The sequence below is a fragment of the Mesorhizobium silamurunense genome, assembly GCF_014843905.1.
GTDB classification, from domain to species: Bacteria; Pseudomonadota; Alphaproteobacteria; order Rhizobiales; family Rhizobiaceae; genus Mesorhizobium; species Mesorhizobium silamurunense.
This window is the reverse complement of record NZ_LPVS01000098.1, coordinates 1-13,694: the sequence shown is the minus strand read 5'-3', so window position 1 is coordinate 13,694 and position 13,694 is coordinate 1. Positions and strand designations below refer to the sequence as shown.

Sequence of the window (13,694 nt, the reverse complement as noted above, 5' to 3'; positions counted from 1 at the left end):
GTACGAGGGGCATCGTGCCTATTTTTTGGACGGCTGTCCATAATCGCCCGGGTGGCATTCGCCGCATCTTGAAGGTTTTGTGAATCCAGCCTTAGTCTGCCTGCGGACAGGAGAATGCCATGCTCAAATACCTTGCCCCCCAATCGATCAAGCCGCCCTTTGCCCGCTATAGCCACGGCGTCGAAATTCCGGTGGGAAAGCGCATTGTCCTGTGCTCGGGTCAGCTGGGCATAGCTCCAGATGATGCCGTTCCCGAGGATGCCGGCGCGCAGACAGAGCTCTGCTTCAAGAACATTGCCGCGATTCTCAGCGAAGCCGGGCTGACGCTGAACGATGTCGTGCGCATCAACGCCTTCGTCACCGATCGCGCGCATTTGCAGGCCTATATGGATGTCCGCAATCGCCTCTTTTCCGATCCGGCGCCGGCTTCGACGCTGATGATCGTTTCCGGCTTCGCGCGCCCGGAATTCAAGGTCGAGGTGGAGGTTCTGGCAGCAGGCTAGCTGTTGCCCGGAATGGCCAGGCGCTTTAGACCTCCAGGCCGAACAGCAAGTCCATCGGGAGACGAAAGTGACGACAAGACGTGTGTGGTGGGGCGACTACCGGATGACCGAATACGCCTCGGTCGACCCGGAAGCGACAATTGCCATACTGCCGGTGGCGGCGATCGAGCAGCATGGCCCTCACCTTCCGGTCTCGACCGACACCTCGATCATGATGGGCATGCTGGAGACGGTGATCGCCCGCCTGCCCGACGACCTCGATATCCGCATCCTGCCGGTCCAGGCGATCGGCAAGTCGAACGAGCATCTGCATGCGCCGGGCACGCTCACGCTGCCGGCCACGACTCTTGTGGATGCCTGGACCGAGCTCGGCCTCTCGGTCGCGCGCGCCGGTGTCAAAAAGCTGATCGTCGTCAACTCGCATGGCGGCAATGAGGAGATCATGGGCATCGTCACGCGCGAACTGCGCGTGCGCGCAAAGATGCTGGCGGTGAAGACGAGCTGGCAGCGCTTCGGCCGCCCGGCCGGCATGTACACCGAGCTGGAGGACCGTCACGGCATACATGGCGGTGATGTCGAGACCTCGCTGATGCTGCATTTCCGGCCCGATCTCGTCGACATGGGCAAGGCCGACAGTTTCGTCTCGAATGTCGGCCGCGCCGAAAAGGAATTCGCCCTGCTGCGCCACACCGGAACGCATGCCTTCGCCTGGATCGCCAGCGACCTCAACGCCAACGGCGTGGTCGGCGACGCCAGCCTCGCCACGGCTGAGAAGGGCCGGCTGACCGCTGAGCATCAGGCGGATGGATTTGTCAGCCTTGTCAGGGATGTTCGTAAGGCGAAGCTTGCGGACTGGCTGCTTTAAGCCTGGATATCCAGCTCGAAGGGCGTCCCTTCAAACGCGTCGGCGCCGCGCCCGATCGCTTCGATCGCCGCGATCATGCGGCCGTCGCGCCCGAGCAAGGTGTCGGCCACCGCAATCAGCCGTGGATTGGGGGTCGCCGTCGGCGAGAGAAAGCGCAGCGTCTTGGCCAGCTCCGCTTCGTCGCGCTTGGGCGCCAGCGCCGCCGCGATGATGTAGGCCGAAGCGGTTGAGCGGCTGATGCCGGCATAGCAGTGCACGACCAGCGGCTTTGCCCGGTCCCAGCGATAGGCGAAGTCGAGCAGCGCACGCACATGCTCCTCGCCCGGCATGGTCATTCCTTCCTGCGCGACGGCGATGTCGTGCATGACCAGGTGCAGATGGTTTTCGGCCAGGATGGAGGCCGGGCGCGTCACTTCGGTGCCGGCGGCGAGCAGCGACAACAAGCGCTCCGCGCCGGTCCTCGACACCGTTTCCTCGACCTTCGACAGCGAACAGACATGGATCATCTTCCGGACTCCTTGCCCATATCCTTGCGCCGCTCGGCCCAGGCGGCAAGCGCGCTTTCGAGACGCTGCCATTCGGCCTCGCTGCCCGGGAGGCCGGCTCGCAAGACTTGTGGCCGGTCGGCAAAATGACGAAGCAGGATGCCGCGCTCGCCAAGCGCGGAAAACAAGGATTGAGCATCAGGCAAGGACAAATAGCGGAACAAACTGGTGCCGCCAGCGACCGGAACCTCGAATCGAGCAAGCAGCGCGTCCAGGCGCATGGCATCGCCTGCCAGGCGCTGTCGCACCTCGCCTAGCCACTTGGTGTCCGCCAACGCGCGGATGCCGTATTCGAGCGCAGGTCCGGCAACAGCCCACGGCCCAAGCTGCGCGTCCAGCCGCTCGACCGTCAGCGTGTCGGCAAGCGCGAAGCCGAGCCTGACGCCGGCAAGGCCGAAGAACTTGCCGAAGGAGCGCAGCACCACGATGCTGCCCTCCCCGACATCGCCGGCCAGGCTGTGCTCAATCGGGCCAACATCCATGAAGGCTTCGTCGACGACCAGCAGGCCGCCCTTCGCGCGAAGCCGCGCGGCGAGATCGAGCAATCGATCCCTCTCGATCACTTGCCCATCCGGATTGTTCGGGTTGACCAGCACGGCAAGGTCCGCGCCCGCCAAGGCGTCGAAATCGCGCACATCCGCAACCGCATGGCCCGCGATCGCGGCGGCCCGGGCGTGCTCGGCATAGGTCGGACCGAGCACCAGCGCCTTGCCGGGCCTCACCAGCGAAGCGACGCGCGGCAAGAGGATCTGCGTGCCGGGCGCTGCCACGACATGCGCCGCCGACGGCGCGCCATAGGCTCTGGCCGCAATTTCGGCCAATTCGCGCAGCCGTCCTGTCTCCGGCAATCGGGTCAGGGCGGTGGCGGGCAGATCGAAAAGCGGATAGGAGTGCGGATTGATACCTGTCGAGAGATCAACGAAAGGCTGTGGCGCATGAGGAAAGAGAGCGCTTGCCCGCCCAAGGCTGCCGCCGTGATCAACCGCTGCAATCGCTCCGCCTAGAAGCTTCATGTCGATTCTGATCGCTTTCCTGTCACTCGCCGTTGAACGCGTCCTTGGCTATCCGGACTGGCTGTTTAACGCCATCGGCCATCCGGTAACCTGGATCGGCAGGCTGATATCCTTTCTCGATCGCAGGCTCAACCGCGCCACCGATTCCGACGAATTGCGTCGCCGTCGCGGCGTCCAGGCCCTTCTGGTCATCTTGCTGGTGCCGGCCGCCATCGGCCTGACGCTGCATTTCCTGCTCTGGCTGATCTTCCCCTCGGGCCTGGTTATCGCGGCTATCCTCGGCTCTTCGCTGTTGTCGCAGAAGAGCCTCGCCGAACATGTCGAGGATGTCGCCGATGCGCTGGAGACCGGCGGCCTGACGCTCGGCCGCATCGCCGTTTCGCGCATCGTCGGCCGCGATCCGGAAAAGCTCGACAAGGCGGGCATCGCCCGCGCCGCGATCGAAAGCCTGGCCGAGAATTTCTCCGACGGTATCGTCGCGCCCGCCATCTGGACCGGCATAGGCGGGCTGGCCGGCGGCGTGGCGTACAAGGCGGCCAACACCGCTGATTCGATGATCGGTCATCGTACGCCGAAACATGAGGCCTTCGGCCGCGCCGCCGCACGATTCGACGATCTGATCAACCTGCCGGCCTCGCGGCTCACCGGCCTGCTGATCGTGCTCGCGGCCTTCCTGGTCAAGGGCGCCGATCCTCGCAATGCCTGGCAGGTGATGCGGCGCGACGCGAAGAAACACCGTTCGCCCAATGCCGGCTGGCCGGAAGCCGCCATGGCCGGTGCCCTGGGTTTGGTGCTGGCCGGGCCGCGCAGCTACGGCGGCGAGGTCGTTGAGGACGCCTTCATGGGCGAAGGTGGCCGCAGTGAGGCCGAGAGCACCGACATAAGGCAGGCGTTGAAGCTCTACCGGGTCGCCGACTGGCTGCTGATCGGCCTGGTCGGGATCCTGTCGGCGATCGTGATTTATCTGACCATTTTGATCGGCGGCTAACGCGCTGACGCGATTTTACCACGAGACGCGGACTTCCTTCGCGGCGGGATCCGCAGCGGCGCCAAATCTTTTGATCGCGTAGCCGCCAGCGGCAACGGGTGAAGATTTCAGCACCGGCTCAATCACATGGAAAAGCTTCTCGGCGTCCGGCCCGTACAAATAGAGGGTGCAATTGCCCCCGCCGAATTCATCGCCATCAAATTCGCCGACACCCGCATCTGAAACGACTTGGTTCAATCGATCTTCTAGAACTTGAACCGATTGCCGCTCTTGCGGTGCTCCAACCTGACCCCCACTCAGAAGAAGATAGACAATCACCGCTTGTTCCAACGGGCGTCTCCCAACGTACGCAGCTAAAATTCGATGCCCTGCTGTGCCTTAACCCCGGCCGAGAAATGGTGCTTGGTCAGCCCCATTTCGGTGACGAGGTCGGCTGCCTCGATTAGCAGCGGCTTAGCGTTGCGACCGGTGACGATGACATGCAGATCGTCTCTGCGACCCTTCAGTGCGGCGACCACTTTTTCCAGATCGAGATAGTCGTAGCGCAGGGCGATGTTGAGCTCGTCGAGTACCACGAGGCTGATCGACGGATCGGCCATCAGTTCAAGCGCTTTCCCCCAGGCCGCTTCGGCGGCGGCGATGTCGCGCTTCAGATCCTGGGTTTCCCAGGTGAATCCCTCGCCCATCGCATGCCAGACGACGCGGTCGCCGAAATCGGCGAAGGCGTCCTTCTCGCCGGTGTGCCATTTGCCCTTGATGAACTGGACGACGCCGACGCGCTTGCCGTAGCCGAGCATCCTCAGCGCCAAGCCGAAGGCCGCCGTGGTCTTGCCCTTGCCCGGTCCGGTGTTGACGATCAGCAGTCCTTTCTCGATCGTCTTGCCGGCCACCTCGGCGTCCTGCACCGCCTTGCGCTTGGCCATCTTGGCGCGATGGCGCTCGGCGTCCCTTTCATCAATGGTCTTGTCATCGATTTCGGCCATGTCACTTCACCTTGAGCGGCAGCCCCGCCACCATCATCAGCACGCTGTCGGCGACGGCTGCGACCTGCTGGTTAAGCCGGCCGGCAGCGTCGCGGAACCGGCGCGCCAGCGCGTTGTCCGGCACGATGCCGAGCCCGACTTCATTCGACACCACGAACCAAGGCCCGCGCGGCCGCGACAGCACGTCCGAGAGCCGCCGGCACTCGGCCTCGACGTCGTTTCCAGCCAGCATATGATTGGTCAGCCACAATGTCAGGCAATCGATCACCACCGGCTGGTGGTCGGGCAAGGCCTCGATCGCGCCGACCAGGTCGAGCGGCGCATCGACGGTGACCCAGCCCTCGCCTCGCCGCGAGCGATGCAGCGCGATGCGCTCGCGCATCTCGTCGTCATAGGCTTGCGCGGTGGCGATGTAGATCCAGGGCGACGGGCCTGCCGTCGCCAGGGTCTCGGCATGCGCGCTCTTGCCCGAGCGCGCACCGCCGACGATGAAGGTCAGACGACCCTCGGCGCGATCAGGCAAAGCTGTCGCGCAGGCTGGTCGCCGTGCCGGCGAAGCGGCCGCGCACCACGCCGACGACAGCCCCAAGCACCAGCCAGAACACCAGATCGGTGAGCGTCACCGCCACCACGAACTGGTGATGCAGCCCTTCGGGAATCGCCGTTTCGAAGCTGTCCGGCTGCGGCGCGCCGACAATATGCGGCGCCACGATCAACGCCACGGCGAGGATCGCCAGCGGCAGCGATTTGCGGAAGGCGATCAGTCCGAGACCGATCGCGGTCGCGGCCACTGTCGAAATCCACCAGATCTGGCGCGGCAGGAGCTCGGCCGCCGGCATTGCCGGCAGTTCAGGCGGCAGGCCGAGGCCGGGCGCCAACGTGAACACCGCAAAGCCGGCAAGGCCCCAGAACACGCCCTGGCGCCAGTTGCCGATGCCGCCGGCAAATTCGGAGACCGCGACTAGGATCAGCGCGAAGCCGATGCCGGTGACGATGTTGGCGACGACGTTGAAGGCGAAGCGCTCGTAGCCGTCGGCCGGCGCCCAGCCTTCGTCCTCGGACGGGGCAGCCGCTTCGGCAGGCGCCGGAGCCGCGCTGCTCATCGCGTTGTCCGCGGGAGCGGCCGAACTCATCGCATTGTTGTTTGTGCTGACGGCGGCATGATCTTGGTGATGACCGCCGCCGGCTTTTTCATAGACTTCCGCCTTGAGGATCAGCGGCACGGTCGCATAGGCCTGCATGCAGGCGAGCACGATGCCCGCCACAAGCCCCGCGATCGCCGCGACGAACACGACGTTGCGAAACAGATTCATGATGTCAGGCCTTGCTTAGTGGCAGGGAAAAGCCATCGAGTGGCGATAGTCGTGCGCAGCGTTGTGGACCGCATCGATGTGCGAGAAGCCGACAAAGCCGACGACGAAAACGCCGAGCAGCGCGGCCAAGGCCAACTGCAGGACGCGCGACTGCGAGGAGACGGAGGCGCCGAGGGAGACGGAAGCGGTATTCATATCCTGTCCTTTCGCCCTCCACCCGAGGGCATAGAAGTCAACTTTCCCGTCGCCGGCAGGTCTCCTGGCTCGCGGATCCGCGCCCTTCCCCACCTTCCCGAGGAGAACCCTCAGTGGTTTATGGAGAGGACTACCGCACACAGTTGCGGGGGCAGCCACGGCTTTGGGCGAAAAAATCGTCCTCACCGCATTCCCTCTTGGCTCCAAAAACGGAACCGACGACGCGATCGACTATAGGCAGAATCGTCGCGCCCGGCAAACCAAATTCCGTCACGCCGGAGCGCGATTGCGGCATGGATTCGCGCGCTAGGAGGCGGCGATCCTTTCGGCGACAAGCTGCTGCAGCCGCCACAAATGGCGGTCGTGAATGCCGCGCGCTTCGAGATTCTTGACGGTGTTGTAGAGATAGTCGGCACCTGAACCCCAATGGCCGCAGGACGTCGCAAGCCTTTCCACCACCTCGCTTTCACCAAGCGGCCCGGCATAGGTCGTGCCCTTGCGATTGATGACGAAGGCGAGTGCTTTCAACGGCCCCTTGTCGGTTGCAAGCTGCAGCAGGCGGGGATGGTAGCTGGTCGGCTTCAGCGTCATTTCGCGACGGAAAAGCTTGTCCAGCGCCTGCCGGCGGTCGCCACCGTTCAGGCGGAAAGCGACGCCCTTGCATTGGCCGCCACGATCCAGCGCCATCATCAGGCCCGGACTCTGTTTGGTACCGCGCCAGCGGGTCATCTTCATGCAGAAAGAGCGATGCCAGCCGCGCGCCACGGCGACCCGCTCCTCGACATGTTCAATTTCGGGTTTCCAGATCAGCGAGCCATACCCGAACAGCCAGAGCGGCTCGACTGCGGGAAGCTCAGCCTCGAATGCATCGAACATGGTTTCATAGTCGCTGTCGGAGAGATGCTGCGCTTCAGGATCGGGTCCGGAGTCCTCGACAACCCGATAACAGCGGGCGACCAGTTCCTCGGTAAGCGACATCGTTCTTGCTGCCATGCGGTGCACCTTCGGCGGCCGGCGAATCCACCGGCGATGACGAACCGAGCTTAAGTTTCTCGCGCAAGCGCCACAATGCGGAAGACCAGCCAGCCCGTTGATCAAAACGGCTTCGGCAGATAGCGCCAGGTGAAGAAGCCGCAGAAGGCGGCCAGTATGCCGAGCGTGACGAAGACCGAGCCGAGGCCGAAGAAGGAGAGCACAACCGAATAGACCAGCGGCGGCGTCAGCTCGGAAAAGTCGAGATAGGTGCGGTAGACCGCCGCCATCTGTGCCCGTTCATAGGAGCGCACAGAGCGCATGAAGGCGGTCGAGCCTAGCGCGTCGAGCGCAATCGTAAAGAGCGCGCCGCAGAGCAGGAAGGCGGCCGTGAGCAGCGGCGCGGCCACGCCGACGCCGCCCGCCGCAAAAAGCATCGCCGCCATGGCGAAATAGGCGAAGGTCATGGTCCGGCGGCCGCCGAAGCGCTTTCCGGCCTTGCCCCAGAAGATCGCCATGTGCCTGCCGAAACCAGAAGCCCGCCGGCTACCTTGCCCTCGCCGGTGATCACCATGAAGAGCGGGCCGTAGACGAAGAATGTCGTCCAGAAGCAGGAGCGGCCGAAGGCGATCAGCCAGGCGAGACGCAGCCGCGGCTGCGCGATGAAGCGGCCAATATTGGCGAGCGGATTGGCCGGACGGCTCTTGCCAGGGCGGATCGACGGGTTGTCGCCCAGCCGATAGGTCCAGAACAGCGCGAGTAGCGCCAGCGCGAAGGCCACGACCGCGCCATGCGCGGCATAGATGCCGAAGCGGGTGTAGAGGAAGATGCCGAGCGTCGGCCCGCCGGTCCAGGCGAACATCGACCACGCCATGCGCAGCGACTCCGCCTGCATGAAGTCGGCCTTGCGGATGTGGTCCATGATGTAGAGGTTGAGCGTGATCGACAGAGCGCTCGCCCCCATGACGCGGCAGAGCATGCCGGCGAGTTGTCCCGTCAGCGTGTGGGTGACGAAGAATACCGAGCCGAGCGCCAGCATCAGGCAGCCGACCGTATAGACCCATCGCCGGGCGAAGCGGCGGATCAGCATCGGCATGAACAGCGTCACCGAAAGCCCGAGTAGCGACACGATGGTATAGAGGATCGAGACGATCTGCTCGTTGTGCAGGATCTCGTAGGCCTGGATCGGGATGACGCTGGAGATTGTGGCGCGAGCGAAGGATTCGACCGCATAGAGCGAGGCGAAGGTGCGCGCATCGGCGGGCCTCAGAGCCGGAAGCCAGATCGGATGGCGCACATGGGTGGACATCGGCCCTCCGAAAGTGAATCGCTCGCCAATCTGGCCGGACCAGTGGCGGACCGGTAGCAGGAAACCGACTCCGAAAAGCCGAAAAGCGAAGCCGGTCAAAGGCTTTCCACCGCTGGCCTAAAGCGGCTTGCCGTGCCGCCGGAATGGCAGCCGCCGATCCACCCTCTGTTGTTCGCCCGAACCGTGATAGTCGTTTGGCAGGACTGAATCGGATTGCGAGATGATGAGCCTTCAAACGACGAGCGAAGCCGTTCAGGACGCGCCGAAACACAGCCGCATCGTCGCCATCGATATCCTGCGCGGCATCGCGCTGATCGCCATGGCGAGCTACCACTTCACCTGGGATCTCGAGAATTTCGGCTACACCACACCGGGGCTGACCGCTTTCGGCTGGTGGAAGCTCTACGCGCGCTGCATCGCCTCGACCTTCCTGTTTCTGGTCGGCGTCAGCCTGTTCCTCGCGCATGGCCGCCAGATCCGCTGGCCGAACTTCTGGAAGCGTTTTGCCATGGTTGCGGTTGCGGCGATCGCCATCTCGGCCGTCACCTACATCGCCACGCCGGACGGCTTCATCTTCTTCGGCATCCTGCATGAGATCGCGCTGGCGAGCCTGCTCGGCCTCGCCTTCCTCAGGCTGCCTGCATTGCTGACGGCCATCGTCGCGGTGGCCGTGATCGCGGCGCCTTACTATCTGCGGTCGGAGTTCTTCGACCATCCCGCGCTTTGGTGGGTCGGGCTGTCGGCGACCAACCCGCGCTCCAACGATTATGTGCCGCTGTTTCCATGGTTCGGCGCGATGCTTGCCGGCATCGCGGTCGTCAAGCTCGCTTCAGCCTCCGGGCTTCTCGCCCGGCTGGGGATCTGGAAGCCCGGCCGTTGGTCCAACCCGCTCACCTTCATCGGCCGGCACAGCCTCGCCTTCTACCTCATCCATCAGCCGGTGCTGTTCGGCTCGGTCTGGCTGCTTTCGCAGGTCATGCCCGCCGCGCCGCAGGACAAGGACGCCGGCTTCCTCAAAGCCTGCCAGGCCTCCTGCGAACAGCAGCAGGACACGAAGTTCTGTTCCAGCTATTGTGGCTGCATGCTGGACACGCTGAAGGGTGAAGGGTCTCTCGACAAGCTCTACAGCAACGAGCAGTCCAGCATCTGGAAATCGCATCTTGCCGATCTCGCCAGCACCTGCACCGCGGCAACCGAAAGCAAGATGGAGGGAGGGCAACAATGACCGGCACCCAGTCGAAGCATGGGATCATCCCCTGGCCGCCTGTGATCTATGTCGTGGCGATCGCGCTCAGCGTCGTGCTCGGCATGTTCTACCCGCTGCCCTGGATCGGCGACATCTTCGGCGCCATCCTGGTCGGCGCCGGCTGGGTGGCGCTTTTCGGCGTCGCGGCACTCTGGGTCACGGCGATCCGCGCCATGGTGCGCGCCAAAACGACGCTCAATCCCAATGCCGAGCCTGACCATCTGGTGACATCCGGCCCCTTCGGCATCACCCGCAACCCGATGTATCTCGCCAACACGCTGCTGTTGATCGGCGTTTCCTTCATCACCGGCATCGCCTGGTTCCTGCTCTTCGCCTTCCTCGCCGCCTTCGCGACGCAGAAGATGGCGATCGAGAAGGAAGAGAAGATGCTGGCGGCAAAGTTCGGCAAGAAGTATCGCGATTACGCCAAACGGGTCCGGCGCTGGATTTGACTTAATGCATGTCGCCCAGAAGTGTGCAGCGGTTCTGGGACAACGACATGCATTAAAACAAAGACTTAAAGCGCGGCGCCTGAATCCGTTTCAGCGCGACGCGCTTTTAGAGCCGCGCTTTGCGGCCGCTCACGTATTCACGCCGAGTTCCGCCAGCCGCTCCACGCAGGACTCTTCGGCCTGGTCGAGCTCGGCAAGCGTTTCTTCCAGATCGCGCCGCTTCTGGCGCAGATCCTCGCGCTTTTCCTCGATGCGCTTGATCATCAGCTTGAGCTGGCCGACCTCACCGGGCGGCTCCTTGTACATCTGAATGATTTCGCGGATTTCGGCGATCGAGAAGCCAAGGCGCTTGCCGCGCATGATCTGACGAATGAGATGCCGGTCGGACGGACGAAACAGACGCGTGCGGCCGCGCCGGACCGGCTGCACCAGTCCCTCGTCCTCATAGAACCGCAACGTCCGCGTCGACACGTCGAACTCGCGCGTCAGCTCGGTGATCGTGTAATATTCCCGCATTTTCGCTCCCACGCCCAAACATCCAGGCATCGCCACGCAGGAGCGTCGCCCTTCCTCCGATCAACCCCGTCATGTACCGGAATCGGCACCTGACCCCAAGGCAACGTCGCACGGCACTTACGTAAAAGTCAATTGTAGCACTCTCTCAGGGAACGCCAAACCACCAGGTGGCCAAGCCGAGAAAAGCAAAGAAGCCGACGCAGTCGGTGACGGTGGTGACGAAGACGGCGGAAGCCACCGCCGGATCGATCTTGAAGCGGTCGAGCAGCAGCGGAATGAGAATCCCGGCGAGCGCAGCCGCGAACATGTTGATGATCATCGCCGCGGCAATGATCCCGCCCAGATTGCGGTCATGGAACCAGATCCCGGCGACCATGCCGATCAGCACCGCGAACACGATGCCGTTGATGAAGCCGACGCCGACCTCGCGGCGGATGATGCGGGCGGCGTTGTAGATATCGAGGTCCTTCGTCGCCAGCGCCCGCACGGTGACGGTCATGGTCTGCGAGCCGGCATTGCCGCCCATGCCGGCGACGATCGGCATCAGCACCGCAAGCGCCACGATATGCTCGATCGTCCGGTCGAACAGGCCGATCACCGAGGCCGCGAGGAACGCCGTGACCAGATTGACGAGCAGCCACGGCACACGCGAACGCGAGGTCGCAAGTACGGTGTCGGATAGCTCTTCGTCGCCGACGCCGCCCATGCGCAGAAGGTCTTCCTCGGCCTCCTGCTGGATAACGTCGACGACGTCGTCGATGGTAAGCACGCCGACCAGACGCTCGTTCTCGTCGACCACGGCGGCCGAGAGAAGATCGTACTGCTCGAATTCCCGCGCGGCCTCTTCCTGGTCCATGGTGGCCGGAATGGCGTGCTTCGTCTCATGCATCACGTCCTCGACCTTCACCGCGCGCTTGGTGCGCAGGATCTGGTCGAGATCGATGGCGCCGAGCAGCTTGAAGCTCGGGTCGATGACGAAGATCTGGCTGAAGCGATCGGGAAGGTTCTTGTCCTCGCGCATGTAGTCGATGGTCTGGCCGATCGTCCAGAACGGCGGCACGGCGACGAACTCGGTCTGCATGCGCCGGCCGGCCGTCTCTTCCGGATAATCGAGCGCTCGCCGCAGCCTGATGCGCTCGGTGAAGGGCAGCTGCGAGAGGATCTCGTCCTGGTCCTCCTGGTCGAGGTCTTCCAGGATGTAGACCGCATCGTCGGAATCGAGCTCCTGCACCGCTTGCGCGATCTGCTCGTTGGGCAAATTGTCGACGATGTCGAGACGGATCGCCTCGTCGACCTCGGTCAGCGCCGAAAAGTCGAAATCGGAGCCAAGCAATTCGACCAGCGCGCGGCGCTGCTCAGGGTGGAGCGCTTCCAACAGGTCGCCGAGTTCCGACTGATGGAGGTCGTCGACTTCGCGTTTCAAGGTGAGCGTGTCGCGATCGGCGATGGCAGCGCCGATCTGCGCAAGGAAGGAAGCACGGACGGCGCCGTCCTCGCCATAGATGTCGGCGCCGCCTTCCTCGACGGTCCAGGCGCCGGTCGTCTCTCTGTCCTGGCCTTCCACCAGCGCCTCCCGCCAACAGGAATCCGGAAAGGGTTTGAATCAGGTCTAGAGCATGATCCCGAAAAGTGGAAACCGCATTTCGGGAAATCCTATGCTTGTGCGGCAGATAGGGCCGCGACCGATTCGTCTCGGCAAAACATTGCCCTAGCGCACGGAATCTGCAGCGAAATATGCCCGTGACGCCTCCAATGGAAGCGGATCGCGCGGCATTTGCGGGTTCAGCCGGCGCGACAGAGCATGTCGCTGCGGAAAGAGCGCCACTTCACGGTTGGGGCAGAATTGTCATAATGCAGGTCCAGATGGATCGGCAAGCGCGAGATCGACAGGACAATCAGCAGGCCTTGAACCTCAAGTCCCGGAAAACGAACGAAGCAGTCGGCGAGCAGCGCGTTCGCGTTGTCGTCGCCGAGCGTAATCCGCTCGTTGTGTCGGCGCTCCGTGAGATGCTGGAATGCGACGGGCGTTTCGAACTCCTGAGTTCCGTGCAGAGCGGCAAGCAATTCCTGGAACTGGCGGCGAGCACCAGGTTCGACGTCGCCGTCATCGGCTGGAAGCTCGCCGACATGGACGGCGCCGACATCCTGGCGGAAGTCCAGAGCCGCAAGCTCGACCTGCGCATCACGGTCTTTTCCAACGACCACGATATCGGCATCTTGAAGCAGTGCGTGCGGCTCGGAGCCCAGGGGTACTGCTTCCAATTCGATGATCCGCCGATCATTTTCGAGACGATCCTTGCGGTCGCGCATGGGCGCATCTGCATCCCCTATATCGACATCAACAAGGTCAACGACACGCCGCTGTCGCAGCTCACCGTGCGTGAGCGCGAGCTGCTTGCGGTGCTGTCCGATGGCTGGACCAATCTCCAGATCGCGACCCGGACCGGGATCTCGGAGAATACGGTGAAGTACCACCTCAAGAATCTCTACGACAAACTCGACGTGCGCAACCGCGCCATGGCCGTCGCGCTCTATGCGAACGAGAAGCGCCGCAGCTCCAAATCGCCTTTCGGGTAGGCAAGGCGGGTAGGTCCGCCCTACCCGCGCGCGGCGACAACTTACCCGGCAAGGTGTTGTTGCGAGGCGCTATCGAAACGAAACTTCCTCCACCATCCCTAACGATCGGAGGAGTTCGCGCATGGCTGGGTTCACCCATCTTTTCATCCCAGGACCGACCAACATCCCGGAGGAGGTCCGGCAGGCCATGAACCTGCCGATGGAGGATATGCGCGCC

16 protein-coding genes, 1 pseudogene and 1 riboswitch are annotated in these 13,694 nt (G+C 63.4%); of the genes and pseudogenes, 6 read left to right on the top strand and 11 right to left on the bottom strand.

Annotated features, from left to right (window positions below):
• Nucleotides 1-119 precede the first annotated feature (119 nt).
• On the top strand, nucleotides 120-503 hold the full coding sequence (locus tag AU465_RS29065; protein ID WP_192255768.1) for a RidA family protein: 384 nt from the start codon (nucleotides 120-122) through the stop codon (nucleotides 501-503).
• A 103-nt stretch (nucleotides 504-606) separates the two neighbouring features.
• Nucleotides 607-1,368 (top strand): creatininase family protein, encoded by a 762-nt coding sequence (locus AU465_RS29060; RefSeq protein ID WP_192255873.1) that lies wholly within the window; start codon nucleotides 607-609, stop codon nucleotides 1,366-1,368.
• Here AU465_RS29060 and AU465_RS29055 read toward each other — a convergent pair.
• Nucleotides 1,365-1,874: a tyrosine phosphatase family protein gene (locus tag AU465_RS29055; RefSeq protein WP_192255766.1), complete on the bottom strand. Its 510-nt coding sequence runs from the start codon at nucleotides 1,872-1,874 to the stop codon at nucleotides 1,365-1,367. The genes AU465_RS29060 and AU465_RS29055 overlap by 4 nt on opposite strands.
• Nucleotides 1,871-2,926 (bottom strand): threonine-phosphate decarboxylase CobD, encoded by a 1,056-nt coding sequence (gene cobD, locus AU465_RS29050; RefSeq protein WP_192255764.1) that lies wholly within the window; start codon nucleotides 2,924-2,926, stop codon nucleotides 1,871-1,873. The genes AU465_RS29055 and cobD overlap by 4 nt, the downstream gene beginning before the upstream one ends.
• On the opposite strand from cobD, the gene cbiB reads away from it, so the two are divergent.
• Complete coding sequence (cbiB, locus tag AU465_RS29045; protein WP_192255762.1) at nucleotides 2,925-3,914, top strand: adenosylcobinamide-phosphate synthase CbiB; 990 nt, start codon at nucleotides 2,925-2,927, stop codon at nucleotides 3,912-3,914. The genes cobD and cbiB overlap by 2 nt on opposite strands.
• Before the next feature lie 15 nt (nucleotides 3,915-3,929).
• On the opposite strand, the gene AU465_RS29040 is transcribed toward cbiB, so the two are convergent.
• From AU465_RS29040 to AU465_RS29010, 7 genes and pseudogenes are all read right to left on the bottom strand, one after another.
• Nucleotides 3,930-4,244: a hypothetical protein gene (locus AU465_RS29040; RefSeq protein ID WP_192255760.1), complete on the bottom strand. Its 315-nt coding sequence runs from the start codon at nucleotides 4,242-4,244 to the stop codon at nucleotides 3,930-3,932.
• Between the two features lie 23 nt (nucleotides 4,245-4,267).
• Complete coding sequence (gene cobO, locus AU465_RS29035) at nucleotides 4,268-4,897, bottom strand: cob(I)yrinic acid a,c-diamide adenosyltransferase (RefSeq protein ID WP_192255758.1); 630 nt, start codon at nucleotides 4,895-4,897, stop codon at nucleotides 4,268-4,270.
• Nucleotide 4,898: 1 nt separating this feature from the next.
• A complete protein-coding gene (cobU, locus tag AU465_RS29030) occupies nucleotides 4,899-5,420 on the bottom strand; it encodes a bifunctional adenosylcobinamide kinase/adenosylcobinamide-phosphate guanylyltransferase (protein ID WP_192255756.1) in 522 nt (173 codons plus the stop codon).
• Nucleotides 5,413-6,210: a CbtA family protein gene (locus AU465_RS29025; RefSeq protein WP_192255754.1), complete on the bottom strand. Its 798-nt coding sequence runs from the start codon at nucleotides 6,208-6,210 to the stop codon at nucleotides 5,413-5,415. The genes cobU and AU465_RS29025 overlap by 8 nt, the downstream gene beginning before the upstream one ends.
• Before the next feature lie 15 nt (nucleotides 6,211-6,225).
• Nucleotides 6,226-6,405 carry a CbtB domain-containing protein gene (locus AU465_RS29020; RefSeq protein ID WP_192255752.1) on the bottom strand — a complete coding sequence of 60 codons (180 nt, stop codon included), beginning with the start codon at nucleotides 6,403-6,405 and terminating at the stop codon, nucleotides 6,226-6,228.
• A 37-nt stretch (nucleotides 6,406-6,442) separates the two neighbouring features.
• Nucleotides 6,443-6,640: riboswitch (cobalamin riboswitch) on the bottom strand.
• A 71-nt stretch (nucleotides 6,641-6,711) separates the two neighbouring features.
• Nucleotides 6,712-7,398: a gamma-glutamylcyclotransferase gene (locus tag AU465_RS29015; RefSeq protein ID WP_192255751.1), complete on the bottom strand. Its 687-nt coding sequence runs from the start codon at nucleotides 7,396-7,398 to the stop codon at nucleotides 6,712-6,714.
• Nucleotides 7,399-7,499: 101 nt separating this feature from the next.
• Nucleotides 7,500-8,686 (bottom strand): annotated as a pseudogene (locus AU465_RS29010) (MFS transporter).
• A gap of 223 nt (nucleotides 8,687-8,909) precedes the next feature.
• Here AU465_RS29010 and AU465_RS29005 point away from each other — a divergent pair.
• Both AU465_RS29005 and AU465_RS29000 read left to right on the top strand, forming a co-directional pair.
• Entirely contained in the window at nucleotides 8,910-9,911 is a 1,002-nt protein-coding gene (locus AU465_RS29005) for a heparan-alpha-glucosaminide N-acetyltransferase (protein ID WP_192255871.1), read from the top strand.
• Nucleotides 9,908-10,384, top strand: coding sequence for a methyltransferase family protein (locus AU465_RS29000; RefSeq protein WP_192255750.1), 477 nt, complete (start codon nucleotides 9,908-9,910; stop codon nucleotides 10,382-10,384). The genes AU465_RS29005 and AU465_RS29000 overlap by 4 nt, the downstream gene beginning before the upstream one ends.
• Before the next feature lie 129 nt (nucleotides 10,385-10,513).
• On the opposite strand, the gene AU465_RS28995 is transcribed toward AU465_RS29000, so the two are convergent.
• Nucleotides 10,514-10,900 (bottom strand): MerR family transcriptional regulator, encoded by a 387-nt coding sequence (locus tag AU465_RS28995; RefSeq protein WP_041003844.1) that lies wholly within the window; start codon nucleotides 10,898-10,900, stop codon nucleotides 10,514-10,516.
• A gap of 145 nt (nucleotides 10,901-11,045) precedes the next feature.
• Entirely contained in the window at nucleotides 11,046-12,464 is a 1,419-nt protein-coding gene (gene mgtE / locus AU465_RS28990) for a magnesium transporter (RefSeq protein ID WP_192255749.1), read from the bottom strand.
• 341 nt (nucleotides 12,465-12,805) lie between these two features.
• Between mgtE and AU465_RS28985 the strand changes: the two genes are divergently transcribed.
• Nucleotides 12,806-13,477, top strand: a complete 672-nt coding sequence (locus tag AU465_RS28985) for a LuxR C-terminal-related transcriptional regulator (RefSeq protein WP_246506521.1) — start codon at nucleotides 12,806-12,808, stop codon at nucleotides 13,475-13,477.
• Nucleotides 13,478-13,694 lie beyond the last annotated feature (217 nt).